This window comes from Pseudoxanthomonas kalamensis DSM 18571 (genome assembly GCF_010211745.1).
GTDB lineage: Bacteria > Pseudomonadota > Gammaproteobacteria > Xanthomonadales > Xanthomonadaceae > Pseudoxanthomonas_A > Pseudoxanthomonas_A kalamensis.
This window is the reverse complement of the sequence record NZ_PDWQ01000003.1, coordinates 287378-312544: the sequence shown is the minus strand read 5'-3', so window position 1 is coordinate 312544 and position 25167 is coordinate 287378. Positions and strand designations below refer to the sequence as shown.

Here is a 25167-nt window from a genome sequence, read left to right as displayed (position 1 = left end):
CCAGCCATGCGCGCCGCCGAATGTGAACCGGGTTCACATGATGCAGCAGTTGCCGGCATTGCTCCAGCCGCAATGCGGCCGATTGGCGCTATTCGGTCTCGATGCGCGCGCCGTCGTCCGGGTCGAACCAGTGCAGATGCCGGGGGTCCAGCGTCATCGACAGGCTGGCGCCGAGCGTCGGCGGATCGTGTGGTGCGATGCGGGAAACCAGTTCGATCCCGCCCAGGCGCAGGTGCAGGAAGGTCTCGTTGCCGACCGGTTCCACGCCTTCGACCACCGCGCGCAACGCCTCGCTGTCCGCCGCCGCGGCCGGCTGCAGGTCTTCCGGACGCACGCCCAGCACCACGTCCCGGCCCTGCCTCTGCAGCAGCGCCGGCGGCAACGACTCATGCAGGCGCACCTGCTGGCCGTCGGCCAATTGCAGGCGGCCGTCGGCGTGCAGCACACCGCGCAACTGGTTCATCGCCGGACTGCCGAGGAAACCGGCCACGAACAGGTTGGCCGGCTTGCGGTACAGCGCCATCGGCGTGTCGACCTGCTGCACCCGCCCGTCCTTCAGCACCACGATCCGCTGCCCCAGAGTCATCGCCTCGATCTGGTCGTGGGTCACGTAGATCATGGTGGCGCCGAGCTGGCGGTGCAGCCTTGCGATCTCGGTGCGCACCGAGTGGCGCAGCTTGGCGTCCAGGTTGGACAGCGGCTCGTCGAGCAGGAACACCTCCGGCTCGCGCACCAGCGCCCGCCCCAGTGCCACACGCTGGCGCTGGCCGCCCGACATTTCGCGCGGCAGTTTCTGCAGCATGTCCTGCAAGCCCAGGGTCGCCGCCGCGGCGTCGATCCGCGCCTGGATGGTGGCGCGGTCGTGCTTGCGCAGCTTCAAGCCGAAGGCCAGGTTCTCGGCCACCGTCATGTGCGGGTACAACGCGTAGCTCTGGAACACCATCGCGATGTCGCGATCCTTGGGGGCGACGTCGTTGACCACCCGCCCGCCGATGCTCAGCGTGCCCGAGGAAATCTCCTCCAGCCCGGCGATCATCCGCAGCAGGGTCGACTTGCCGCAGCCCGACGGCCCCACCAGCACCATCAGCTCGCCGTCGGCGACTTCGAAACTGGCCCCGTGCACGGCCACCTGGCCGTTGTCGTAGACCTTGCGTACCTGTTCCAGGCGGACGTTCGCCATCCTCACTCCCTTCTTGGCATGACCCGAACCGGCTGCCAGCGGCCCTCCCGACGGCAGGGTCCGCTTCCCGCGGCGGTCGCCGGCGCGAAACGGACGCATCGTGCCCGGTGACAGCCGGACGCGATCAGGCTATTCTGCCATGTAATCGTTTACATGAAGCAAGTTCGACCGCCAAAGGCACTGCGGAGGGGCCATGTCGAAGTCTTATCTCTTTCCCCCAGGCTTCCTGTGGGGCAGCGCCACCGCCGCCTACCAGATCGAAGGCTCGCCACTGGCCGACGGCGCCGGCCCCAGCATCTGGCAGCGTTTCGCGCACACGCCGGGACGCATGCTGAACAACGACAACGGCGACGTCGCCTGCGACCACTATCACCGCTGGCGCGACGACATCGCGCTGATGAAGCAGCTGGGCCTGCAGAGCTACCGCTTCAGCATCGCCTGGGCGCGCGTGCTGCCGGACGGTGTCGGCCGGGTCAATCCGAAAGGCCTGGATTTCTACGAGCGCCTGGTCGATACCCTGCTGGAGAACGATATCCAGCCGATGGCCACGCTGTACCACTGGGACCTGCCGGCCGCGCTCGACGACCGCGGCGGCTGGCTCAACCGCGACAGCGCCGACTGGTTCGCCGAATACGCGCGGACGATGTTCGAACGCCTCGACGGCCGCGTGCGTCGCTGGGCCACGCTCAACGAACCGTGGGTGGTCACCGACGGCGGCTACCTGCACGGCGTGCTGGCGCCCGGCCACCGCAGCCAGTACGAAACCCCGATCGCCAGCCACAACCTGATGCGCGCGCACGGTGCGGCGGTCAAGGTCTACCGCGAAGTCGGCAAGCACGAGGTCGGGCTGGTGGTGAACATCGAGCCCAAGTACCCGGCCAGCGACAGCGCCGAGGACCTGGCCGCGACCCGCCGCGCCGATGCCTACATGAACCGGCAATACCTCGACCCGGCCTTCTTCGGCCGCTATCCGGAAGAACTGCGCGAGGTCTTCGGCGACGCCTGGCAGGACTGGCCGCAGGAAGACATGGAACTGATCCGCCAGCCGATCGACTTCGTCGGCCTGAACTACTACACCCGCAACGTCAGCCGCCACGACGAGAGCAACTGGCCGCAGAAAGTGTCGGCAGTGCGGCAGCCGATGCATACGTATACCGAAACCGGCTGGGAGGTATTCCCGCAGGGACTGGTCGACACCCTGATGTGGCTGAAGGATCGCTACGGCAATCCGCAGGTCTTCATCACCGAGAACGGATCGGCGTTCTACGATCCGCCGCAAGCCGAGAACGGCCGCATCCGCGACCCCTTGCGCATCAGCTACTTGCGCCAGCACCTGCGCGCCGTGCACGAGGCCATTGAGGCCGGCTGCAACATCGGCGGCTACTACGTGTGGTCGCTGCTGGACAACCTGGAATGGTCGCTGGGCTACTCCAAACGCTTCGGCATCGTCCACGTCGATTACGACACCCAGACCCGTACACCGAAAGACAGCGCAAGGTACTATTCGCGGATTGTCGCCAGCCATGGCGCCGATCTTGCCCATGACGACGAGTGAGGTGGAAGTTGCGGAAGCCTTCGAGTAAACGGTGCCCTGCATGAGCGCCGCGGATCGGGTTCTGCTGGCCGACATCGGCGGCACCAACGCACGCTTCGCACTGGCCGACATCGACACCGAGGCGCCGCTGATCGACGACAGCGTGCAGGTGTTCGCGGTCGCCGATTTTCCGTCGCTGGCCGATGCCGCGCGCCACTATCTGGAACAGACCGGCGGCAGCGCACGCAATGGCGTGTTCGCGGTCGCCGGCCGGGTCGACGGCGACGAAGCCAGGATCACCAACCACCCGTGGGTGATCTCGCTTCCACGCACCCGCGACGCGCTCGGCTTCGAGCAACTGAAACTGGTCAACGATTTCGCCGCGCAGGCGATGGCGGTATCCCTGCTCAGGCCGTCCGACGTGGTGCAGATCGGCGGCACGCCGTGGACGCCGGCGTCGCTGTCCGAAGACCGCACCTATGCGGTGATCGGCCCCGGCACCGGACTGGGCGTGGGCGGACTGATGATCCGCGACGGCCATCCCTACCCGCTGCAGAGCGAAGGCGGCCACGTCAGCTTCCCGCCCGGCACGCCTGAAGAAGTCCGCATCCTGGAAATCCTGTCCGACCAGTTCGGCCGCGTCTCCAACGAGCGCCTGATCTGCGGTCCCGGCCTGGTCAACCTGCACCGCGCGCTGAGCCTGATCGCCGGCGAAGATCCCGGTCCGATGCAGCCACCCGACGTCACCGCGCGCGCCGCCGCCGGCGATCCGCGCTGCATGCGCACGCTGGACGTGTTCTGCGCAGTGTTCGGCGCCATCGCCGGCGACCTGGTGCTGACCCTGGGCGCCTGGGACGGGGTGTTCCTGACCGGCGGGCTGGTGCCCAAGCTGCTGGACAATCTGCAGCACTCCGGTTTCCGCCAGCGCTTCGAGCACAAGGGACGCTTCTCGCCGACGATGGCGCGAATCCCGACCCTGGCCAACCTGCATCCACGCGCCGGCCTGCTGGGCGCCGCCGCGTATGCGATGGCGTTCTACCGGTCCCGGTGATCGCCAAACTGGTATTCCGGTGGTAATGCTGCGGCGCACCGGAAATTTACTTGGAAACCCTGTAGAATTGGCACGTCAGCCAAAGTCCCGCAGCACGGTCAGTAAATTGGTATTTATCTGGTCTTAACGTGTGGTTGACGCGGGAACCGGCACTCACAGCAGCCGCCCATCGCCATGTCCCTGCACCCTGTCCTGCACCAAGTCACCGAACGCATCCGCCAGCGCAGCCGCGCCTCGCGTGCGGCCTATCTGGCCGGCATTGAGGCGATGCGCGCGGCCGGCCCCAGCCGCAGCCGCCTGAGCTGCGGCAACCTGGCCCACGGTTTCGCCGCCTGCGGCCCCACCGACAAGGGCCGCCTGCGCGGCGACGCCACCCCGAACCTCGGCATCGTCACCGCCTACAACGACATGCTGTCGGCGCACCAGCCGTTCGAACACTACCCCGACCTGATCCGCGATACCGCCCGCGCGCTGGGCGCCACCGCCCAGGTCGCCGGCGGCGTGCCGGCCATGTGCGACGGCGTGACCCAGGGCCGCGCCGGCATGGAACTGTCGCTGTTCTCGCGCGACGTGATCGCGCAATCCACCGCCATCGCGCTGTCGCACGACATGTTCGACAGCGCCGTCTACCTCGGCGTGTGCGACAAGATCGTCCCCGGCCTGCTGATCGGCGCGCTGGCGTTCGGCCACCTGCCGGCGCTGTTCCTGCCGGCCGGGCCGATGACCCCGGGCATCCCCAACAAGCAGAAGGCCGAGGTGCGCGAACGCTACGCCGCCGGCGAGGCCACCCGCGAGGAACTGCTGCAGGCCGAAGCCGATTCCTACCATGCGCCCGGCACCTGCACCTTCTACGGCACCGCCAACTCCAACCAGGTGCTGCTGGAAGCCATGGGCGTGCAACTGCCCGGCGCCTCCTTCGTCAATCCCGGCACTCCGCTACGCGATGCGCTGACCCGCGCCGCAGCCGAACGCGCGCTGGCGATCACTGCGCTGGGCCAGGACTACCGCCCGTTCGGCCTGCTGATCGACGAGCGTGCCATCGTCAACGCGGTAGTCGCGCTGATGGCCACCGGCGGCTCGACCAACCACACCATCCACTGGATCGCGGTCGCCCGCGCGGCCGGCATCGTTCTCAGCTGGGACGACATGGACGCACTGTCGCAGGTGGTGCCGCTGCTGGCACGCGTCTATCCCAACGGCGAGGCCGACGTGAACCGTTTCCACGCTGCCGGCGGTACCGCCTTCGTGTTCCGCGAACTGCTGGACGCCGGACTGATGCATGGCGACATCGCCACCGTGGCGGCCGACGGCATGCGCGCCTACACCCGCGAACCCGGCCTGCGCGATGGCCGACTGGTCTGGCAGGACGGCCCGGCGCACAGCGCCGACGACGCGGTCGCGCGTCCGGTCGCGTCGCCGTTCGAGGCCCAGGGCGGCCTGCGCCTGCTGCGCGGCAATCTCGGCCGTTCGCTGATCAAGCTGTCGGCGGTGAAGCCGGAATTCCGCAGCATCGAGGCGCCGGCGGTGGTCGTCGACGACCCGCGCAGCCTCAACAAGCTGCACGCCGCCGGCGCGCTGCCGCAGGACTTCGTCGCCGTGGTCCGCTACCAGGGGCCGCGCGCCAACGGCATGCCGGAACTGCATTCGCTGGCGCCGCTGCTGGGCATGTTGCAGAATCAGGGCCGGCGCGTGGCGCTGGTCACCGACGGCCGCCTGTCGGGCGCCTCGGGCAAGATTCCCGCCGCCATCCACATGACCCCGGAAGCCGCGCGCGGCGGCCCGATCGGCAAGCTGCGCGAAGGCGACATCATCCGCCTGGACGGTGAGGCCGGAACGCTGGAGGTGCAGGTCGATGCCACCGAATGGGACGCGCGCGAGATTGCGCCCAACACCGCGCAACACGCCTGGGACATCGGCCGCAACCTGTTCGCCTGCAACCGCGCGCTGGTCGGTCCGGCCGACCAGGGCGCACTGTCGATTTCCTGCGGGCCGCCGTCGCACGACGGCTCGCAATGGGACTACGACGCCGAATACGACCTCGGCTGCGATGCCGCGGCCGCCGCGGCGCCACACGAGGCCAAGGACGCCTGAATTTCGGAACCCGGGCGAGTCGGAGACACGTCTCCTTCCTGCCCTGCCATCGAGACTGCACGGAACACACAAATGACGATCGAAGCGCTCCAGAACCGGGCCGAACAACTGCTGACGCAGGCTGGCATCCTGCCGGTGATCACCGTCGACAACGTGGATCAGGGGCGGCGCATCGCCAGTGCCCTGCTCGAAGGCGGCCTGACCGCGCTGGAACTGACCCTGCGCACCCCGGCGGCACTGGATGCGCTGGCCGCGTTGAAACGCGACCTGCCGGACATCGTGATCGGCGCCGGTACCGTGCTGAACGAAACCCAGATTCGCCAGTCGATCGACGCCGGTGCGGATTTTCTGGTCACGCCGGGCACGCCGCCGGCGCTGGCCACCGCGCTGGCCGCCGCCCCGATCCCGGCCGTGCCCGGCGGCGCCACGCCGACCGAATTCCTGCAACTGATGGCGCACGGCTTCCGCTGCTGCAAGCTGTTCCCGGCCAGCGCGGTCGGCGGGCTGACGATGCTGAAGGGTCTGGCCGGGCCGCTGGCCGGGCTGAAGCTGTGCCCGACCGGCGGCATCTCCGAATCCAATGCCGGCGAATTCCTGTCGCAGTCCAACGTGCTGTGCATCGGCGGCTCGTGGATGGTCAATCCGGGCTGGATCGCCGCCGGCGAATTCGACAAGGTCCGCGACAGCGCCGCGCGCGCCGCCGCGATCATCCGCGAAGCCCGTATCGCCTGAAGCCGGACGCGGTCTGCGTCGTTCAGCGCACGTCGACGACGATGCTGCGGGCGCCGGCCGGGATCACCAGCTCGCCGTTGCGGAACTTCGCCGGCTGGCCATCGATGCTCGCCGCCCCCGGCTGCCCGGCATACGGCCACGGCAGCACCAGCCCGCCAGCAGGCGCCCCGCTGCCCGGATCGATCTGCAGCCGCAATTCCCCGCCTTCGCGCCGCAAGGAATAACCGAGCGTCCCCGAAGGCGTGCGCAATCCCGTGATCGCCACGCCATCGCCGTCCAGCCAGCGCGCCGGAATCCCCGCCGCCAGCACGAGGCTGTCGTCCGACTCGCGTCCGTAGGCGAACATGTCCAGCGCCGAGCGCAGGAAGTCCGACCCCACCCAGGCATGCGGCAGGTCGCCGAGGAAGAACGGTTCGCGCGGCGTGCGCGACACCACTTCGCCCCACTGGTTCCACGCCTGCGGCGTGCGATCGTCGAAGAAGAACCGGATCGCTTCCCAAGCCCGCTCGCGCCAGCCCAGGCGCACGAAAGCGGCCACGTTGCGCCACTCGTAGGGCGTGTAGTCCTTCCATTCACGCAGCCCGTCGCGGCGCTCGACGAACTCGCGCCAGTAACGCTCGAAGGTTCCGTTCAACGCCGCTGCCGGCAACCGCGCCTGCTCGCCGCCCGGCGCCAGCGCGATCGTCGTCGAGGTCGGGTCGAAGTCGCCCAGCTCGGCGGCGCCCGGCAGGTAATCGATGCCGTGCAGCTCCATCGCCGCCCGCAGCGACGCCTGCAGGTCGTCGGCGAACTGGTCGCGCGCGGTCGCCATGCGCGCGGCCTGCTGCGTCTCGCCCAGCGCCTGGGCGATCTCGACCGCGTCCTTGTAGCCGCGCAGCGCCCAGAAGTCGTCCCAGTACGAATGCATCGGCTTGGCCGAATAGCCCTCGTGGCTGATCGAGGCCGGCATCATGCCGAAGAAGGCCGGATTCTCCTTGCGGACGGCCTCGGTGCGCTCGCTGGCGCGCAGCACTTCCATGTAATCGAAGGCGCCGCGCACGTGCGTCCACATCCGCCGCAGGAACTCGCGGTCCCCGCTGTAGCGCCAGTATTCGGCGACGTTGTAGATCAGCTCGCCGTGGCTGTCGTTCTCCGGCACCGGATCGCTGCCGCGGTCGTCCACGCAGCACGGCACCTTGCCGTTGTCGAACTGGTACGGCGCGTAGAACTCGAGGTACTCCTTCACCACCTCGGGCCGCCCCATCCGCAACAGCCCTTCGGAAATCATCGCCCCGTCGCGGATCCAGCTGCGCGCATACGAGCGCGTACCCGGCTGCAGCCGCGGCCCGATCCGCGAGATCAGCATGTGCGACGTTGCCGTGCGCAGGATATCGACCAGCGCCCGACCTTCGTCCGGCACCTGGAATTGCACCTGGTCCAGCTTGTCGCGCCAGATCGCGGCGACGCTTTGTTGCGCGGCCTGCACGTCGAAACCTTCGGCGGATGCAAACTCACCCTGCAAGGGCGCGACCCAGGCCAGTTCCTCGCTCTCGCCGGGCTCCAGGCGGATCGGATACAACCAGGCGCCGGCAGCCAATCCGTCGCTGGAAGTGGCCGTGGCTTGCCGCACCCATGTCGCCGGCGCCTGCAGATAACCCGAAGCCAGGCGCTCGGCCGGCAGCCCCGCTTCGAATTCCGTAGCCAATACGGCATCGGCCGGTTGCGCGGCGAACAGGCGCCGACCGCCACCGATGTCCATCGACGCCTGCGTGACCGTCAGCCGGTCGATCGGCGAAAAGCCGCCGGTCGTGTTGAGGAACTGGCTGGGCGGATTGACCTGCCAGGGTTGCAGCGCCAGCACCAGCACATACTCGTGCGGCTTGTCGTCGGTGTTGGTCAAGCGATAGCGCGCGACCAGTTGCGAGTCCCGCGCCTGGCCCTGCACGAATGCGGTGATGCCAAGATCGAAGGCGGCATGCTTCCAGGCCACGCTGGGGATCGGCAAATAGCCGTCCTGCAGGCTCTGCGACACCTGCACGTCGGCCCAGGTCAGCAACGCGCCACCATCGACCTGCACCAGCGGCGCCACGCTGGGCTGGCCCTTGCCGATCTCGATGGCACCGTCCTCGCCGATCAATCCCTGCTCGTGGCCGCCGTCCAGGCCGACGATGGTCCAGTACGGCTGTTCGCCGACGAAGCCTCGCGGATAGGCGCCTCGCGGCGAACCGGCAGCCACCGACTTCAGGAAATCGTTCGGCGTCGCGGCGAAGCCGAGCGGCTGCACGCGCACGTCTTCCAGCCCGATCCGCTTGCCACTGGCGCTCAACGGACGCAGGCGGATGTAGCGCGCTTCCGATTCCTGCATCGCGATCCAGTCGTTGCCGCCGTTGCCATGGGTCACCGTCTTCGCCGTCCGCCACGTCTTCGCATCGTCGGACACGGCGATCTCGTACCCGGAAGCGAAGTCTTCCGTCCACGCCAGGGTCAGGCCACCGAACTCGCGTGTCTGGCCGAGGTCGAGCTGCAACGGATGCCGCGACGCCTGCGCCGTGTTCCAGACCAGGGCCGTAGTACGCGAATCGTCAACAGCGTTGCCGGCGTCGTATCCGGCGACCGTCGCGCCACCTTTGTCAGTATCGACGACGCTTGCCACCGGCGCATACGCCGTCTGCGGCTCCAGCGGCAACAGGGTAAAGCTCAGTTCGTCGAAGCAGACTTCGCCCTTGCCGCCGACGTTGTTGTTGAGGGTGAATTCCAGCCTGGCGCTGTGGCGCAGCACCGGGTCGGCGTCCGGCCCCCAGGCCTTGCTCACGTGCCGGCGCTTGTAGCGGACCGGTGTCCAATCGCGCGGAAATTCGTAGCCCGGACGATTGACCCACCAGACGTTGTCGCCGCTGGCGTCGATCAGCTTGAATTGCAGGTCGTTGCGCGGCGAATCGCCACGTAGCATGAAGTCGAAGCGGTAGTTGTCCGGATAGTCGATCGACACGTCGCGCTGCAGGCCGACATAGCCGGAGACGCCGTTGAAATCGTAGTCCAGACACAGGCCCGGACCGCGGACACCATCGACCGTGCGGAGGCTGCCGCTGACCTGGTTGGAAGCCATGATCCGCCATGCGCCGGGATCGTCGAACCCATCCAGCGCGCGACTTTCCTGCGCCTGTGCCGCGCCGATCATCAGCAGCACCCACGCGCAGACGCACGCCCTTCCCTTCATTTCTCTCATCCTTTCACGCTTCCCAGCAGCAGGCCCTGGATGTAGTACCGCTGCAAGGCCAGGAACAGCAGCAGCACCGGCAACACGGTCACCACCGCACCGGCCATCATCATTTCCACGTCCATGATGTGCTCGCGCGACAAGGTCGCCAGCGCCACCGGCAAGGTGTAGTGCGCCTGGTCGGTCAGCACGATCAGCGGCCACATGAAATCGTTCCACGCGCCCATGAAGGTGAAGATGGCCAGGGTGACCAGCACCGGCTTGAGCATCGGCAGCACGATCCGGAAGAAGATGCGCATTTCGCCCGCACCATCGATCCGCGCGGCTTCCAGCAGATCGTCGGGAATGCTGCGCGCGTACTGGCGAACCAGGAAGATTCCGAACACGGTCGCCAGCGCCGGCACGATCACGCCCCAGTAGCTGTTGACCAGCCCCATCTGCTTCATCATCAGAAACAGCGGCAGCATCGCCACCTGGGCCGGGATCACCAGCGCCGCCAGCAATACCTGGAACACCCGCTCGCGTCCGGTGAAACGCAGTTTGGCAAAGGCATAGCCGGCCATCGCATTGATGGCCAGAGAGCCCAGCGTGATCGCCCCGGACACCAGCAGGCTATTGGCGAAGTTCCGCGCCATCCCGGTGCGCATGAACAGTTCGCGATAGTTGTCCAGCGTGGTGGACGAAGGCAGCAGCGGCGGCGGGAAGCGGCTGGCCTCGCCGGTCGGCATGAACGACACCGACACCATCCACAGCAACGGTGCCAAGCTGACGATGGCCAGCGCCACCAGTGCGCCATTGACCCACACTGCATGCCAGCGACTGCCGCCGACCTCGCGTCCCGCGCTCATACCATCCCCTTCCTGCGCCCCAGGCGCAGCATCACCGTCGTCACCGCCAAGATGATCAGGAACAGCAGGAACGCCACCGCCGAGGCGCGCCCCAGGTTCCACCACTTGAAGCCTTCCTCGAACATGAAGTAGAGGACGCTGACCGTGCTCTGCAGCGGATCGCCGCGGGTCATCACGTAGGGTTCGGCGAACAACTGGAAATAGCCGGACACGGTGATCACCCCGACCACCAGCAGCACCGGGCCCAGCATCGGCAGGGTGATGTGCAGGAACTGCTTCCAGCGGCCGGCGCCATCGATCCGCGCGGCTTCGTACAGGTCGTTCGGGATCGCCTGCAAACCCGCCAGGAAGATCACCATGTTGTAGCCGAAGTTCTTCCACACCGCGAACAGCATGATCGTCGGCATCGCCCAGTGCGGATCGCCCAGCCAGTCCACTGGGTCGATGCCGAGATGGCCCAGGCCCCAGTTGACCAGCCCGTAACGGGTATGGAACAGGTAGCGCCAGATCACCGCCACCGCGACCAGCGTAGTCACCACCGGCGCGAACAGCGCGGTCCGGAACAGTCCCTTGAAGCGCGCCACCGGCGCATTGAGCAGCAATGCCGCCCCCAGCGACACCGTGATCGACAACGGCACCCCGACCACGACGAAGTAGCTGGTATTTCCCAGCGACTTCCAGAACATCGGCGTGCGCAGCAATTCGATGTAGTTGCCCAGCGCGGTGAAGCGCAGATGCTGCGGGTCGGCCAGCGCGTACAGGTCGAAGTCGGTCAGGCTCAGCAGCAACGCCGCCAGCACGGGCAAGGCAAAGAACACCCCGATCACCACCAGCGCGGGACCGGCGAAGACCCAGCCGGCGAGCGATGAGCGCTTCATCGTGCCTCCCCGGTCGCGCCTGCTTCTGCGGGATGCTCGTTGCGGTATATCCAGCGACGCTTCTCCAGAATGCCGTCGACGCGTGCATCGAGCGCCTTGACCGCATCGTCCTGCGACTCGCCGCCGCGGACCACGCGCTCGGTCTCCAGCCGCATCTCCTGCACGATCCGCTCCCACTCCAGCACCTTGGGCGTCGGCCGCACCCGCTCCAGCTGGTCGCGGAAAGCATGCGCGTACTCGTCCTCGGCCAGCTGCGGGAACGCCCAGGTGCTGCGTCGAGGCGGCAGGTCGCCGATCAGCGCATGGAATCGCTGCTGCACCTGCGGGCGCGACAGGAACTCGATCAGTTTCCACGCCGCCTGCTTGTGCCGGGATGCGCGGAACACCACCAAACTGGTGCCGCCGGCGATGCCTGCGCCGGGACCGTCCGGGCCCGGCAGCGGCATCGTGCCCCACTCCGAGGCCAGCGCCGGCGGCGCGCGCTTGCGGAACTCGCGGATGTTCCAGGGACCGGAAAGATAGAACGCGTAGTAGCCGTTGAAGAATTCATCCCAGACGTTGGAAATCTGCGTCTCCGACACTTCCGGCGCCCAGCCCTGTTCGAACATGTTGGCGTAGAACGCCAGCGCCTTGCGGAAACCGGGACTGGCAAAATTTCCCCGCGTGTCATGCTCGCGCAACAATGGGTCGCCGGTCTGCAGCGCCAGCGACAGCTGCTGCTCGAATTCGTTGATCGGCATCAGGATCGCGTAACGGTCCGGACCGACCTGGCGCTTGATCGCCGCCATCGCCCGCTCCCACTCCGCCCAGTCCTGCGGCGGCCGTTCGACGCCGGCCTCGCGCAGGATGTCCTTGCGGTAGAACAGCAGGCGGGTATCGACATACCACGGTACGCCATACAGCACATCATCGACGATGTTGGTGTCCCAGATGCCGGGGAAATAATCACCCTGCTCGACCGCACCGGAAGCATCGACGTAAGCCTGCAGCGGTTCCAGCGTTTCCAGCGCAGCGAATTCGGGAATCCAGGTATTGCCCAGCTGGCACAGGTCGGGCTGGCTGTCGGCCGCGAACGCGGTCAGCAACTTCTCGTGCGCCGCCGTCCACGGAATCTGCTGCACATCGACTTCGATCTGAGGGTTTTCGCGCTCGAAATCCTCGATCAGGCCGGAGACCACCTCGGCCTCGCGCCCCATGGCCCAGAACACCAGCTTCTCGCGCGATTCGTTCCGTTCGCCGCAGCCCGACAATATCGCCATCAGCAACAACAGGCCCAGCCCCGCCTGCGTCTTGCGCCATGCGCCGGCGATCATCACCGGAACCCGCTTGCTGCCGGAAACAGAGGCCATCTGCGCTCCGTCAGCCGTTCGGCCCGCTGTCGACGGTGTCGTTTTCGAGCCAGCCACCGGTGAATCCGGCACGTTCAAGCCCGGTGCGGATGTGCGGATTGCGCTTCATCACGTCCCAGACGAAGCCGTTGCGGTAATTGGCGATCATCAGCAGGATCGGCCCCTGGTCGATGCCGATGTAATCGCCGGCCACCCAGCCGAATCCCGGAATCACCTGGCCGTCGCTCACCGGCACGTCATAGCGGAAGCTGGGATTGAACGAATCAAGGAAGCCGTACTCGGCATAGATGTGTTCGCCGTAGCGCCGCTGCATCTCCTCGGTCGCCGGAATCACCAGTTCGGGCGCGAACGGCAACGAAGCCACCGCCGCGGTCGGCGCCAGGGTGCCATCATCGAATGCCACCGACAGACCGGGCCCGCGCGCGCTGTAGCCGCGAAAATCGCGGATTTCGCCCTGGTACTCGTGCTTGCCGGTGCCCGGGCCATCGCAGGCTGTCAGCCCCCAGACGTTCTCGCCGTAATCCCGCCAGCCCATCGGGTTGGCGACCGCATAAGCCTGCTGCGCCAGGGTCGCGCGACGGCTGTTCTCGAAATAGTCCATCTCCTTGTCGCGCATGAACGCGTCGCGGATACCGCGGAAGTCGATCCAGCTCTGGCTGTATTGGTGACCGAACTGCGGGGCGAAGCTCAGGTATTCCTGTCTCTGGAATTCCCCCCAGACGCGATCGTAGGTTCGCGCCCAGGCCTGCCATGCCTCGGGCTCGACCGGATGGCTCGGCGAGCCCAACGCCAGCACGTACAGGAACATGGCCTCGTCGAAGCCCTTCCAGTCGTTATCGATGAAGCCCTTCTCCGGATGCCAGCCCATCGACACCAGCGGCGCGTTGCGCTGCATCCAGTTCCAGTCGATGCCGGCATACAACTGCTCCGCAATTTCGCGGATCTGCGCCTCGCGCGGGTCGTCGCCGTCGTAATAGCTCTGCGCAAACAGTACACCCATCATCAGCAGCGAGGTGTCGATGGAGGACAGCTCCACGTTGCTGTTGATGCGGTGACCCGTCTGCATGTCGAGGAAGTGGTAATAGAACCCCTTGTAGCCGCTGGTCCCCTGCGGCTGCGGCCCTTGCGGCGCATCGCGGAAGAATTCCAGCGTCTTCAGCGTGCGTTCGATGGCCTGATCGCGATCGACCCAGCCGTTCTCGATCCCGATCGGATAGGCGGTCAACGCAAACCCGACCGCCGCGATGCTGGAAAACGGACGCGAAGGGTGGCGGTCGGGCGCCAGCCCGTTGTCGGGATTGGTCGTGTCCCAGAAATACCGGAACGCGCGACGTTCGATGTCATCGAACAACGGCGGCAATGCCGGCGGACTTTCGGGAGACGCTGCCAGCGGCGCGAATGTTCCTGCAGAACCGCGCTTCGGTTCCGGCGACCCGGCGCAAGCAAGCAGGAACAGCGGCAGACCCAACACCATTACGGGACGCAACTTCGATAGAATTCTGGAAACCATTACCCTTCCAAACCTTGTATTCGCATGCGGGAAAAATTTCGTGCCGGCATCACATCGCCGCCGCCGGCGCCTTGCAATGACGGTCGATGAACGCCTGCAGCGGCGGCATCGCAGCCACGCAGTTCTCGATGGTGTTGCCGACGCTGGTCATGTATTTCGCCAGTTCCTCCGCAGGCAACCGATCAACCAGCGGATGGTAGTCCCCGGGCACGATGCCCTGCCCCAGCATGATCTGGATCCAGCTCATCTCCGCGAACATCTCCTCGCCATTGCGGTAGAAGCGGCCGCTATCCCTGAACAGGCGAATGACGTCCTTCAATTCCTCCGGGATATCCATGTTGGCGCATTGCTGCCAGAAACGGCTGTCGTCGCGCTCGGTCGCGTGATAGTGCAGTATCAGGAAGTCCCGGATCCGGTCGAAGTCGAATCCCATCTGCAGGTTGTACCGGTTCGCCAGCGCCTCTGGCATTCCCTCACGCGGCAGCAGGCCCAGCAGCTTCGCGATGCCCGACTGGATCAGATAGATGCCGGTCGCCTCCAGCGGCTCCATGAATCCGCCTGACAAACCAATCGCGACGACGTTGCGGTTCCAGAATTTCCTGCGTCGGCCGGTGGCGAAGCGCAGCTGGCGCGGCTCGTCCAGTGCTGGTCCGTCGAGATGCTTCAGCAGGGTCGCCGCCGCCTCGTCGTCACTGACATGACGGCTGGAATAGACGTACCCATTACCGGTCCGGTGTTGAAGCGGAATCCGCCATTGCCAGCCGGCCTCGCGTGCAGTTGCCCGCGTATACGGCTGCAGCGGCCCGACATTCGCCGACGGTACCGCCCAAGCGCGATCACAGGGCAACCAGTCTCCGTAATCGATGTAGCCGGTCTCCAGGGTTTCCTCGATCAGCAGGCCACGGAATCCCGAGCAATCGATGAAAAGATCGCCGTGAATGCTTTCGCCGTCCTCCATGACAACCACCTGCACGAAACCGCTACCAGGATCGACCTCGATTTTCGAAATGCGACCCTCGGTCCTGCGAACACCCCTCACCTCGGAATAGCCGCGCAGGTATCGCGCATACAGTCCCGCATCGAAGTGATAGGCGTAGGCGATGTTCGCCAGCGGCGATTCCGGCGGCACATCGCTGGCCGACACCATGAACCTGTCCTGCGATGCCGCAAGCGAACTCAGCACATAGGCACCGATATCCTTGTTCGCAACACCCATGCGGGCAGCCTTGAGCCAGTACTGGTGAAACGGCAAGGAGCCGAGCGCCCGCCCGATCTCGCTGCCAAAACCGTGGATGTAGGTATCCCCGATCCGGCGCCAGTCGCGAAACTGCACCCCCAGCTTGAACGAACCCTGGGTATTGCGGACGAAATCCGCCTCGTCGATCTGCAACATGCTGTTGAAGGAACGGATGTACGGCACCGTCCCTTCGCCGACACCCACCGTGCCAATGACCTCCGATTCGATCAGGCGAATCGAATAATCCGGCCCAAGCACCTTCGCGCAAGCAGCCGCACTCATCCAGCCGGCCGTACCTCCGCCGACGATGACGATGGAACGGATCGAATTATTACTCATGCCCAATCATCGCCCGAACTGATATGAGGCGCAGCCCCTTCGAATTGCACATGCCCGCGCAGCAACAAACAACTCAATACCCGACAGGCCACACCCGACTGGAGCCATCGGCGAGCCCCGGTCAAATGGGGCTCGCCATATCCATGCGTCAAACAACTACAACAATTACCAGATGACCCGCACGCTCATGAACAGGGTACGAGGAGGCGTACGCTGGGCGCCATAACGGTTGTAGGTTATCGACGGGTCATAAACGCCTCCACTCCCCCAATTCACGTTGTAGGAGCTCAGATTGTCGTAATTGAAGGCATTGATCAGGTCCGCGCGCACCTGCACGGTCACGTCGTCCGTGATCAGCATGTCCTTGGACAACGACAGATCGACTTCACGAGTACCGAAGGTTCCAGGCGCATCCACCGCTACTGGGCGCGGGATACCATCGAAATAGGACCCGGATGCAATACCGTTGAAGGGCGGAGGCGAAGCCAGGATGACCTTGGCCGATGCGGTGATTTCCCACGGCAGGTCATAGATGCCGGTCAGCACCAGACGGTGCTCAGGCACGGCAGCCAGATCGATAAACGGGTAATCCCCGATGAATGCACCGTCAAATGCGTAATGCTCATCGCCACCACGATTGCCCTTCGCATGTGAATAGGTATACGCCGCGGTCACGCCCCAACCACTCTCCTTGCTATACGGCTTCTCAGCCGAGAGCAGCAACTGCGTGGTTTTGGTCTCGATGCCATTGTTGCCGATGATCAAGCTGCCACCCATCCCCGGCGGCGAGTGTCCCCAGGGCTGCGAGCCACCTTGGAAGAAGTCGCCGTTGGGATAGCGGTTACCCAAGGTAAACACGAAGCCTTCCTTACTGTGGATATAGGCTACCGCAGCGGAAGTATTCCATTCCCCCACCCGGTTACGCATACCGAGGGAGAACTGGTCCGAATACGGCGTCTTTATGTCGTTGTTGATCAGATCGGCTTCACCCTGACGTCCCTTCGCATCCACCAGGCTGGCCAGTGCCTCCGCACCTTCCAGATATGATGGATCGAACGGTGCGCAGGCATTCGGAGCCGGCGTGCACCCCGAAGTGTCCGAGAACAGGATCGTATAAGCGGCCAGGGCCGACTTGACCTGTTCCAGGCCCATGTAGTCGTAGAGGTTGCGGTCGTAGCTGCGACCGATGCCGCCGAAGATCACATGCGCCTCGTCGCCGTTGATGTCGTACGAGAAGCCCAACCGAGGCGCGAAATTGTTCTTGTCCGCCTTGCGGTTATGACCATTGCTGATGTAGTCATTGATGTCGATGCCACCCTTGGCCAACTGTTCCGCATAAGTCGCGCTGACAGATGGATCCGTACCTGGGCCAGTCAAAGCATCTATTACGGCATCTGGCGTCACGTAATTCAGGTACGAAGGAATTTCCTCGTAATCCCATCGCAGACCCAGATTCAACTGCAGATGCTCGTTTACGTTCCAGTCGTCCTGGAAGTAGATGCCCAGTTGCTTGTCCTTGGTAGTCACTGAAGGCGTGGCACCCACATAGGGCAAGTTGAACTGGACGCGGTACGGAGTCGTATCTGTACCGATACCTTCATAAACCGCGTAATAGAACGATGGATTAAGGACGGAGTTTTCGCTCTGCGTCAGGTCCACTTCCTTGTACTTGATTCCGGCCTTTAACACATGATCACCGAACCACTCGATGGAGTTGAAGGTGATGTCATCCTTGATCGAGAAGCCATCCTGGCCCTTGTTCTGGATACCCAGACCACTGGCGGCCCCATCGCTCAGGATGACCTTGGTCTGGTCTGTTCCCAACGTATAGATCGCCCGGTTTCCAATGTTGTACGCCGTCGGGTTGTAGAACGATTTCTCGTAGGAAACTCCAAACTCGTTCAGATAACTCTCGCCATAATGCTGCCACTTCAGATCGAAGCGATCCTCGTCGTTCTTGAAATTCCGGGAGGCATCTGCCGTATTGGTGCCGCCAATGTTGTCACGGGCATCCTCGCGACGCAGCTTGGCCGACAACTCCAATCGATCGTTGTAACCGATGTCCCAATCGATCTTGCCAAAGTACAGATCTTCATTGAACGGACGCGTAGCCGGACCCAGTTTTCCGTTCACTCCAGCCGGGAGATACTGTTCGATACCGGCGATGTTCTGGCCCGTAGCAACCGGATCCACCGGAATCACGAAGCCCTTGCCTTCATAGCTGATGAAGAAGTGCATCTTGTCCTGGATGATCGGACCACCAAGCGCGAAGCCATACTCGTTCTGGTGCGTCTTCGGCTTGTCCTTGCCGGGCTGGGTTTCAGCCGGAGTCCTTGCCCGCCAACTCGAATCAGTATGGCGGCCATACACCTCGCCATGAAACTCATTAGTGCCGGACTTGGTTTGCGCAATGATCGCCGCCGACCCAACCTGGTCGAATTCGGCCTTGTAGTTGGAAGTAATGACCTTGTATTCGCCGATGGCAAGTTGCGGGAACGGGTTGCCGGCGCTTCCCGATTGCCCCGATACGCCTCCAAACAGATAACTCTTCTGCCCGACGCCATCGATGTAAACATTGACCGCACTGGTGGTTTGCGCACCACCGCGGATCGACGCGTTACCGTTAGAGGCCGTATTGAATTGCATACCCGGAACCGCATCGGCGAATTCCAGGAAGTTGCGGGTCAACTGCGGCACGGTACTGATCTGCTTCAACGACACATTGGTGCCGACCTCGGAAGTCTTCACTTCCTGCAGCGGCGGCGCGGTCACCGAAACCGTGGCCAGGGTGGTCGCATCGCCCGCAGGCGTGGTGGAACCGGTGCCCAGGTCCAAACTGACCGAGGTCGCCACCGCCAGCTTGACCGTCTGCTCGGTGCCGGGACCGGCATCGACCTGATAGGTGCCGGGCGGCAGGCCGACCAGAGCGTAGTTGCCGTCCGCGCCGACGGTCACCCGCCGGGTCAGGCCGGTTTCGGTATTGGTCGCCGTCACCTCGGCACCGGTCGGCGCATGGCCGCGCAGGGTCGCATTGGATGATTGCGCGAACGCTACGGGGGCTGCGCTCAGCATCAGGCAGCTGGCCAGCGCGCAAGTCAGCAGCTTGCGGGTCGGACGGCGGTGGTTCGGCTTCTTGCTCTTCATGGTGTTCCCCTCCCAGGGTCGAGAATCCGTACTGCAGGGCAAATCTGTACTACGGGGTATGAAAACGGTTACATCAACGGAGAAAAAAATACGCGGGGGATGGACTCAGCTGCTGTCGACCGGTGCCCTCCCTGTACTGGAGCTGCGGACAATGAGCTCCGGCACGGCGACCATCGTCGGCCGTGCGGACTCTCCCTCGTTTTGGACCATGTCCAGCAGGCACTCCATCGCGCCGGCGCCGAGTTCGGCGATGCGGATGCGGATCGTGGTCAGCGGCGGATGCACGAACCTGGCCAGCGGAATGTCGTCGAAGCCGGCCAGTGCGATGTCCTCGGGCACCCGCAGGCCGGCCTCGTTCAGCGCGAACAGGCAGCCCAGCGCCATCATGTCGTTGGCGGCGAACACCGCATCCGGACGCTGCTCGGAAGCCAGCAGGCGACACCCCGCCTCGTAGCCGGACGCCTCGCTGAAGTCGCCTTCCAGCACCCACGGCGCGTTGCCCGGCGACAGCGCCTGCACCGCTTCCAGATAGCCGCGCTGACGCTCGCCGGCGTCAAAGTTGCCTTCCGGCCCGCCGATGAAGGCGATCCGCCGGTGGCCGGCCTGAACCAGATGCTCGACCATCGCCATGGCACCGCCGTGGTTGTCAATGTTCAGCACCGGATAGGCGGTATTCGGCAGATGGGTGTTGATCAGCACCACCGGCAAGGCGGCAGGCAGGTTTTCGGTCAGGAAGCCGGGACGATCGGCATATGGCGACAGCACCAGCAGGCCATCCACGCGACCGCGCATCGTGCGCAGGGCTTCACTCTGCTCTTCCGGATGGCCGTGATAGCTGGAAACCAGCAAATGCTGGCGGCGCGCGCGCGCGACTTGGTCGATGCCGCGGATCAGTTCCGAGAAGAATTCGCCGTAGAGGTCGGGCAGGACCACGCCGATGGTCTGGGTACGGCGGCTGCTGAGGCTGCGCGCCGCGGCATGTGGCTGGTAGCGCAACCGCTTCGCAGTGGCCAGCACCAGCTTGCGCACCTCTTCGGCCACGTTGCCGTGTCCGTTGAGCGCGCGCGACACGGTCGCCACCGAGACCTCGGCTTCGCGTGCCACATCCTTGATGGTGACGGTGCTGCTACGTGTCATCGCCGCCCCTCCGCGGTGATGCCTTCGACTGGGGTGGGCGAACTGTAAACGTTTTCAGCGAAGGATGTAAAGCGAGTGTTATTGGAGCCTGAAAATTGTTGTATTTCAGTTACTTGCATTTAAATTCCGCATCAAGTTTTCTGCTGCTTTGCAACATTGAGACATGCCCGTACCGAATCAGTCGACGCAAACGGATAGTACTTCGCGCGCGCTCCGGCCCGTGCCGGCAAAGCGATCGCCATGCCAGCGATCTTCGCTTCGACGCTAGCCTCCACTCACTTCGCGCTCACCTCGAACTTCGCCTCCTGCTCGGCCTCCGAACTGCCGCCGGCGAAGACCGTGAACGTGCCCGGCTCGACCGTGCTTTTCAGGTTGGCATCGAGGAAGGCCATGTCCTCGGCTTCCAGCACGAAGGTCAGCGTGCGCGACTGCCCCGGTTCCAGATGGATGCGCCGGAACCCGCGCAACTGCCGCACCGGCCGCGAGATGCTGGCGACGTCGTCGCGCAGGTACAGCTGCACCACTTCGTCGCCGGCGCGGGAGCCGATATTGCTGACCGTGACCTCGACCTGCTGCGCCTGCCCGGCGACCAGGGTCGGGTGCTTGACCTTTGGCGCGGAATAGCGGAATTGCGTGTAGCTCAATCCGTACCCGAACGGATACAGCGGCGTGTTCGGCGAATCCAGATAACGCGAGGTGTACTTCTCCTCGGTACCGTTTGCATTCAAGCGGATCGGGCGCCCGGTGTTCTTGTGGTCGTAGTACAGCGGCACCTGCCCGACCGTGCGCGGGAACGACACCGGCAGGCGGCCGGCCGGGTTGTAGTCGCCGAACAGCACGTCGGCGATCGCGCGGCCGCCCTCGACGCCCGGATACCAGGCCTCCAAGATCGCCGGCAGGTTTTCCTGCAGCGTGTTGATCGTCAGCGGCCGGCCGTTCAGCAGTACCACCGCCGTCGGCTTGCCGACCGCCTGCACGGCCAGCGCCAACTGCGACTGCACGCCGGGCAGGTCGAGGCGGGTACGGCTGCTGGCTTCGCCGCTCATGTCCGGATGCTCGCCAAGGAACATCACCACCGCGTCGGCCTGCTTGGCTGCCACCACCGCCTGGTCGAAACCGGAACGGTCGTCGCCCTCGATCTGCGCCCCACCGACATGCAGGATGCGGACCTCCGGCCCCAGCGCCTCGCGCAGCCCCTGCAGCGGCGTGACCGCCTCGTCCGGGCGGCCATCGCCGGCCCAGTTGCCGATCATGGCCTTGCCCAAGTCGGCCAGCGGACCGATCACCGCCAGCGTGCGGATCTTGTCCTTCGACAACGGCAGCACATTGCCTTCGTTCTTCAGCAGCACCATCGACTCGCGCGCCACCTCGCGCGCGGCCTGGCGGAACTCCGGGGTCAGCGTCCGCTGCGCTTCGCGCTGGACATCGCAGTAGCGATACGGGTCCTCGAACAGGCCCAGCCGGTACTTGGCCCGCAGCACGCGGCGCACGGCCTCGTCGATCTGCGCCATCGTCACCCGACCCTCGCGCAGTGCCCCGGGCAGCTTGCGGCGATAGATGTCGCTGACCATGTCGATATCGACGCCCGCCTCCAGCGCCAGCACGCCGGCGTCGGTTTCGTCGGCGGCCACACCGTGCTTCACCAACTCCCACACGCCGGTGTAATCGCTGACCAGGATGCCGTCGAAGCCCCACTGCTTGCGCAGCACGTCTTCAATCAGCGACTTGTTGGCGTGCATCGGCACGCCGTTGAGGTCGTTGAACGCGGCCATTACCGAACCCGCGCCTGCCTCCACCGCGGCGCGGAACGGCGGTAGGTAGACCTCGCGCAGCACACGCTCGGACATGTCGGTGGTGTTGTAGTCGCGGCCCGCCTCGGCGGCGCCGTAAGCGACGAAATGCTTGGCCGTCGCCAGCACAGTGTCGTCGCGGCGCAGCGCCTGCTCCAGCGCCGGCCCCGGGTCGCCACCCTGAAAGCCGCGCACTCGCGCGCGTGCCAATGCCTTGCCAAGGTAAACGTCCTCGCCCGAGCCTTCGGAGATGCGCCCCCAGCGCGGGTCGCGGGCAACATCAACCATCGGCGCGAAGGTCCAGTGCAGACCGTGCGCCGCGGCCTCGGTGGCGGAGATCCGCGCCGAACGCTCGACGGCCGCCGGGTCGAAGGTCGCCGCCTCGCCGATCGACTGCGGGAACACGGTGCGGAAGCCGTGGATGACGTCGCCGGCGAACAGCAGCGGAATCCCCAGCCGGGTCTCTTCCACCGCCACGTGCTGGTACTGGCAGGTACGCGCCGCGCCGTGCAGGCCGAGGAACGAACCGACCTCGCCCCTGCGCACCTGATCCAGTCCACCGGCCTCGGCCTCCGGCCCGGTCCGGTTGTCCGGTCCCGGCGGCTGGTTCAGCTGGCCGAGCTTCTCGTCCAAGGTCATCCGGCCGATCAGGGATTCGACCACGGCGGCCTCGTCGCCCTGCGGTCTGGCCTGCGCCAGGCCGCCGGCGAGCAGCAGCAACGGAATCAGTGCGCGCGCGATGCCCGCCCGCCTGGCATGGGTCGAATGTTTCACTGCCCCTCCGCAGTCGTCGATGTCGAATGCGGGGAATGTAAACGTTTACATGGGTCGAGGGAATCCCTGTCGCGGCATTTCGCCGCAGTCGCCGGAACGGCTAGGGCAGCACCTTGCGGAACGGCCGCACATCGACCCTGGCATAGACGCCGGCGGCCACGTAGGGGTCGGCATCGGCCCAGTCGCGGGCGGCCTGCAACGATTCGAACTCGGCGATGACGATGCTGCCGCTGAACCCGGCCGGGCCCGGGTCGGGGGCGTCGATCGCCGGGCACGGGCCGGCCACCAGCAGGCGTCCAGCGTCGCGCAACGCTTCCAGCCGGGCCAGATGATCGACACGCGCCTGCAGGCGGCGTTGCAGGCTGTCGGCAGCGTCATGACCTTCGATGGCGTACCACATGCTCGGTTCCGGGGGTGATGGCGGGGCTGAACATTGTAGGCGCCCCAGCTGGACAGCCGGCCCGCACGCACGGTAATCTCCCGAACCATCAGCGTGGCCGGCAGCAGCGGCCTGTCGCGAAGCGGCCCTCCGGCCGCCATTCCCGACACTCCGACCGCCCTTTCCCGCCCCACGCACAGCGACCTGTCCGTTGTTTGTGCCGCTGCCCCGGCAGCGCCGGCCGTACCGCATGCGAGGGGCATGCCCGGCCGTTGGCGCCACGACTTGCCGCCGCTTTCGTCGCAATACCCGTACCACGGCTTCGATCTTTTGTAGATGACTTCCGAACTCGCGCCCGACGCGACCCCGCCCACTGCCGAAGCTCCGCGTCCCCAGCAGCAGGAAATGCCGCTGGCGGTGGTGCATGGGCAGCCGCTGCTGCAGGTCCCGCAGGACCTGTACATCCCGCCGGATGCGCTGGAAGTGATCCTGGAGGCCTTCGAGGGCCCGCTCGACCTGCTGCTGTACCTGATTCGCCGGCAGAATCTGGACATCCTCGACATCCCGGTCGCCGAGATCACCCGCCAGTACGTCGACTACATTGAGGTCATGCGCGAGCTGCGCTTCGAACTGGCCGCCGAATACCTGGTCATGGCCGCGATCTTGGCCGAGATCAAGTCGCGCATGCTGCTGCCGCGCCCGGTCAGCGAGGACGGCGAGGAAGGCGACCCACGCGCCGAACTGGTCCGCCGCCTGCAGGAATACGAGCGTTACAAGCAGGCCGCCGAGGACCTGGACGCCCTGCCCCGGCAGGAACGCGACACCGCCCCGGTGCAGGCCTTCGTGCCCGACCGCGCCGTGGTCCGGCTGCCGCCACCGGTGGATCTGCGCGAGATGCTGTTGGCCCTGCACGACGTGCTCAAGCGCGCCGAACTGTTCGGCGGCCATGCGGTGCGTCGCGATGCGCTCAGCGTGCGCCAGCGCATGAGCGACGTACTGGAGTGCCTGCAGGACGGCAAGTTCCACCGCTTCGAGTCGATCTTTTCGGCCGAGGAAGGCAAGCAGGGCGTGCTGGTGACCTTCCTGGCCCTGCTGGAACTGGCCAAGGAACAGCTGCTGGACATCGTCCAGGAAGCGCCGCTGGCGCCGATCTACGTCAAGTCGCTGGCACTGAACAACACCAACGAACCGCTGCAGTTCTCCAGCGAGTTCGACGACGCCGACCCGGCCAACGATGACGCCGCCTGAGCGGCGACGATGACGCCGCGACCCGGCGCCCGACCGACACCCTGCATCCGGGCATCCGCCCACGACATACGAACCACGAACCGACGCATGGACCAACCACTCATCAACCGCATCGTCGAAGCCGCACTGCTGGCCGCCAACCAGCCGTTGTCCCTGGTGCAACTGCACGGCCTGTTCACCGAAGAACAGCCGGCCCCGCCCGGCAGCGTCGAACAGGCGCTGGAACACCTGCGCGAATCCTGCGCCGAGCGCGGCGTGGAACTGGTGGAAGTCGCTTCCGGCTTCCGCTTCCAGGTCAAGGCCGACGTGCATGCCTGGATCGCCCGCCTGTGGACCGAGCGCAAGACCAAGTACACCCGCGCCACCCTGGAAACGCTGGCGCTGATCGCCTACCGCCAGCCGATCACCCGCGGCGAGATCGAACAGGTTCGCGGCGTGGCGGTCAGCAGCAACACCATCCAGGCGCTGGAAGAGCGCGAGTGGATCCGCGTGGTCGGCCACCGCGACGTGCCGGGCCGCCCGGAACTGCTGGGCACCACCAAGGGTTTCCTCGACTATTTCGGCCTGAAGAGCCTGGACCAGCTGCCGCCGCTGTCGGAGCTGAAGGACATCGGCGAACTGGAGCCGCAACTGTTCGGCGACGACGCTCCGACCCCGGCCGGCGGCGTGGCCGTCGCCGACGCCACAGATATCGATGACGACACGACGGCGGACGCCGACACCGACATCGACACCGAAACGACGGTCATG

16 protein-coding genes and 1 pseudogene are annotated in these 25167 nt (G+C 65.5%); 6 read left to right on the top strand and 11 right to left on the bottom strand.

Annotated features, from left to right (window positions below):
- Window positions 1-88: 88 nt before the first annotated feature.
- Window positions 89-1180, bottom strand: a complete 1092-nt coding sequence (locus CSC70_RS07820; RefSeq protein WP_162456102.1) for an ABC transporter ATP-binding protein — start codon at window positions 1178-1180, stop codon at window positions 89-91.
- A gap of 193 nt (window positions 1181-1373) precedes the next feature.
- Between CSC70_RS07820 and CSC70_RS07815 the strand changes: the two genes are divergently transcribed.
- The 4 genes from CSC70_RS07815 to eda all read left to right on the top strand — a co-directional run bounded on the left by CSC70_RS07815 (window position 1374) and on the right by eda (window position 6588).
- Window positions 1374-2735, top strand: a complete 1362-nt coding sequence (locus CSC70_RS07815) for a GH1 family beta-glucosidase (RefSeq protein WP_162456101.1) — start codon at window positions 1374-1376, stop codon at window positions 2733-2735.
- Window positions 2736-2775: 40 nt separating this feature from the next.
- Window positions 2776-3765, top strand: a complete 990-nt coding sequence (gene glk / locus CSC70_RS07810; protein WP_162456100.1) for a glucokinase — start codon at window positions 2776-2778, stop codon at window positions 3763-3765.
- Between the two features lie 174 nt (window positions 3766-3939).
- A complete protein-coding gene (gene edd, locus CSC70_RS07805; RefSeq protein WP_162456099.1) occupies window positions 3940-5856 on the top strand; it encodes a phosphogluconate dehydratase in 1917 nt (638 codons plus the stop codon).
- Between the two features lie 72 nt (window positions 5857-5928).
- Window positions 5929-6588, top strand: a complete 660-nt coding sequence (gene eda, locus CSC70_RS07800) for a bifunctional 4-hydroxy-2-oxoglutarate aldolase/2-dehydro-3-deoxy-phosphogluconate aldolase (protein ID WP_162456098.1) — start codon at window positions 5929-5931, stop codon at window positions 6586-6588.
- Between the two features lie 22 nt (window positions 6589-6610).
- Here eda and CSC70_RS07795 read toward each other — a convergent pair whose 3' ends face one another.
- The 10 genes from CSC70_RS07795 to CSC70_RS07750 all read right to left on the bottom strand — a co-directional run bounded on the left by CSC70_RS07795 (window position 6611) and on the right by CSC70_RS07750 (window position 23190).
- Window positions 6611-9793, bottom strand: a complete 3183-nt coding sequence (locus tag CSC70_RS07795) for a discoidin domain-containing protein (protein WP_425501535.1) — start codon at window positions 9791-9793, stop codon at window positions 6611-6613.
- Window positions 9790-10632 carry a carbohydrate ABC transporter permease gene (locus tag CSC70_RS07790; RefSeq protein ID WP_162456096.1) on the bottom strand — a complete coding sequence of 281 codons (843 nt, stop codon included), beginning with the start codon at window positions 10630-10632 and terminating at the stop codon, window positions 9790-9792. The genes CSC70_RS07795 and CSC70_RS07790 overlap by 4 nt, the downstream gene beginning before the upstream one ends.
- Window positions 10629-11510: a carbohydrate ABC transporter permease gene (locus CSC70_RS07785; protein WP_162456095.1), complete on the bottom strand. Its 882-nt coding sequence runs from the start codon at window positions 11508-11510 to the stop codon at window positions 10629-10631. Before CSC70_RS07785 ends, CSC70_RS07790 begins: the two co-directional genes overlap by 4 nt.
- Window positions 11507-12823, bottom strand: a complete 1317-nt coding sequence (locus tag CSC70_RS07780) for a sugar ABC transporter substrate-binding protein (protein ID WP_162456260.1) — start codon at window positions 12821-12823, stop codon at window positions 11507-11509. The genes CSC70_RS07785 and CSC70_RS07780 overlap by 4 nt, the downstream gene beginning before the upstream one ends.
- Window positions 12824-12869: 46 nt before the next feature.
- Window positions 12870-14369 (bottom strand): glucoamylase family protein, encoded by a 1500-nt coding sequence (locus tag CSC70_RS07775; protein ID WP_343038776.1) that lies wholly within the window; start codon window positions 14367-14369, stop codon window positions 12870-12872.
- A 49-nt stretch (window positions 14370-14418) separates the two neighbouring features.
- Window positions 14419-15945 (bottom strand): tryptophan halogenase family protein, encoded by a 1527-nt coding sequence (locus CSC70_RS07770; RefSeq protein ID WP_162456093.1) that lies wholly within the window; start codon window positions 15943-15945, stop codon window positions 14419-14421.
- Window positions 15946-16110: 165 nt separating this feature from the next.
- Window positions 16111-19089 carry a TonB-dependent receptor domain-containing protein gene (locus CSC70_RS07765; protein ID WP_162456092.1) on the bottom strand — a complete coding sequence of 993 codons (2979 nt, stop codon included), beginning with the start codon at window positions 19087-19089 and terminating at the stop codon, window positions 16111-16113.
- Between the two features lie 105 nt (window positions 19090-19194).
- Window positions 19195-20226, bottom strand: a complete 1032-nt coding sequence (locus CSC70_RS07760) for a LacI family DNA-binding transcriptional regulator (protein WP_162456091.1) — start codon at window positions 20224-20226, stop codon at window positions 19195-19197.
- Window positions 20227-20501: 275 nt separating this feature from the next.
- Window positions 20502-22790 (bottom strand): beta-glucosidase BglX, encoded by a 2289-nt coding sequence (gene bglX, locus CSC70_RS07755; protein WP_211369449.1) that lies wholly within the window; start codon window positions 22788-22790, stop codon window positions 20502-20504.
- Window positions 22791-22890: 100 nt separating this feature from the next.
- A complete protein-coding gene (locus CSC70_RS07750; protein ID WP_162456090.1) occupies window positions 22891-23190 on the bottom strand; it encodes a YciI family protein in 300 nt (99 codons plus the stop codon).
- Window positions 23191-23505: 315 nt separating this feature from the next.
- Here CSC70_RS07750 and CSC70_RS07745 point away from each other — a divergent pair, with 315 nt between their 5' ends.
- Window positions 23506-24417 carry a segregation and condensation protein A gene (locus CSC70_RS07745; RefSeq protein WP_162456089.1) on the top strand — a complete coding sequence of 304 codons (912 nt, stop codon included), beginning with the start codon at window positions 23506-23508 and terminating at the stop codon, window positions 24415-24417.
- 87 nt (window positions 24418-24504) lie between these two features.
- Window positions 24505-25078 (top strand): annotated as a pseudogene (gene scpB / locus CSC70_RS07740) (SMC-Scp complex subunit ScpB); the annotation flags it as partial.
- Window positions 25079-25167: the final 89 nt, after the last annotated feature.

Coding starts and splice junctions, on each gene's coding strand:
- CSC70_RS07775 (WP_343038776.1), bottom strand. CDS start 14,369: ATGGTTTCCAGAATTCTATCGAAGTTGCGTCCCGTAATGGTGTTGGGT.
- CSC70_RS07770 (WP_162456093.1), bottom strand. CDS start 15,945: ATGAGTAATAATTCGATCCGTTCCATCGTCATCGTCGGCGGAGGTACG.
- eda (WP_162456098.1), top strand. CDS start 5,929: ATGACGATCGAAGCGCTCCAGAACCGGGCCGAACAACTGCTGACGCAG.
- CSC70_RS07750 (WP_162456090.1), bottom strand. CDS start 23,190: ATGTGGTACGCCATCGAAGGTCATGACGCTGCCGACAGCCTGCAACGC.
- CSC70_RS07820 (WP_162456102.1), bottom strand. CDS start 1,180: ATGGCGAACGTCCGCCTGGAACAGGTACGCAAGGTCTACGACAACGGC.
- CSC70_RS07765 (WP_162456092.1), bottom strand. CDS start 19,089: ATGAAGAGCAAGAAGCCGAACCACCGCCGTCCGACCCGCAAGCTGCTG.
- CSC70_RS07780 (WP_162456260.1), bottom strand. CDS start 12,823: ATGATCGCCGGCGCATGGCGCAAGACGCAGGCGGGGCTGGGCCTGTTG.
- CSC70_RS07795 (WP_425501535.1), bottom strand. CDS start 9,793: ATGAGAGAAATGAAGGGAAGGGCGTGCGTCTGCGCGTGGGTGCTGCTG.
- CSC70_RS07760 (WP_162456091.1), bottom strand. CDS start 20,226: ATGACACGTAGCAGCACCGTCACCATCAAGGATGTGGCACGCGAAGCC.
- CSC70_RS07785 (WP_162456095.1), bottom strand. CDS start 11,510: ATGAAGCGCTCATCGCTCGCCGGCTGGGTCTTCGCCGGTCCCGCGCTG.
- edd (WP_162456099.1), top strand. CDS start 3,940: ATGTCCCTGCACCCTGTCCTGCACCAAGTCACCGAACGCATCCGCCAG.
- CSC70_RS07745 (WP_162456089.1), top strand. CDS start 23,506: ATGACTTCCGAACTCGCGCCCGACGCGACCCCGCCCACTGCCGAAGCT.
- glk (WP_162456100.1), top strand. CDS start 2,776: ATGAGCGCCGCGGATCGGGTTCTGCTGGCCGACATCGGCGGCACCAAC.
- CSC70_RS07790 (WP_162456096.1), bottom strand. CDS start 10,632: ATGAGCGCGGGACGCGAGGTCGGCGGCAGTCGCTGGCATGCAGTGTGG.
- CSC70_RS07815 (WP_162456101.1), top strand. CDS start 1,374: ATGTCGAAGTCTTATCTCTTTCCCCCAGGCTTCCTGTGGGGCAGCGCC.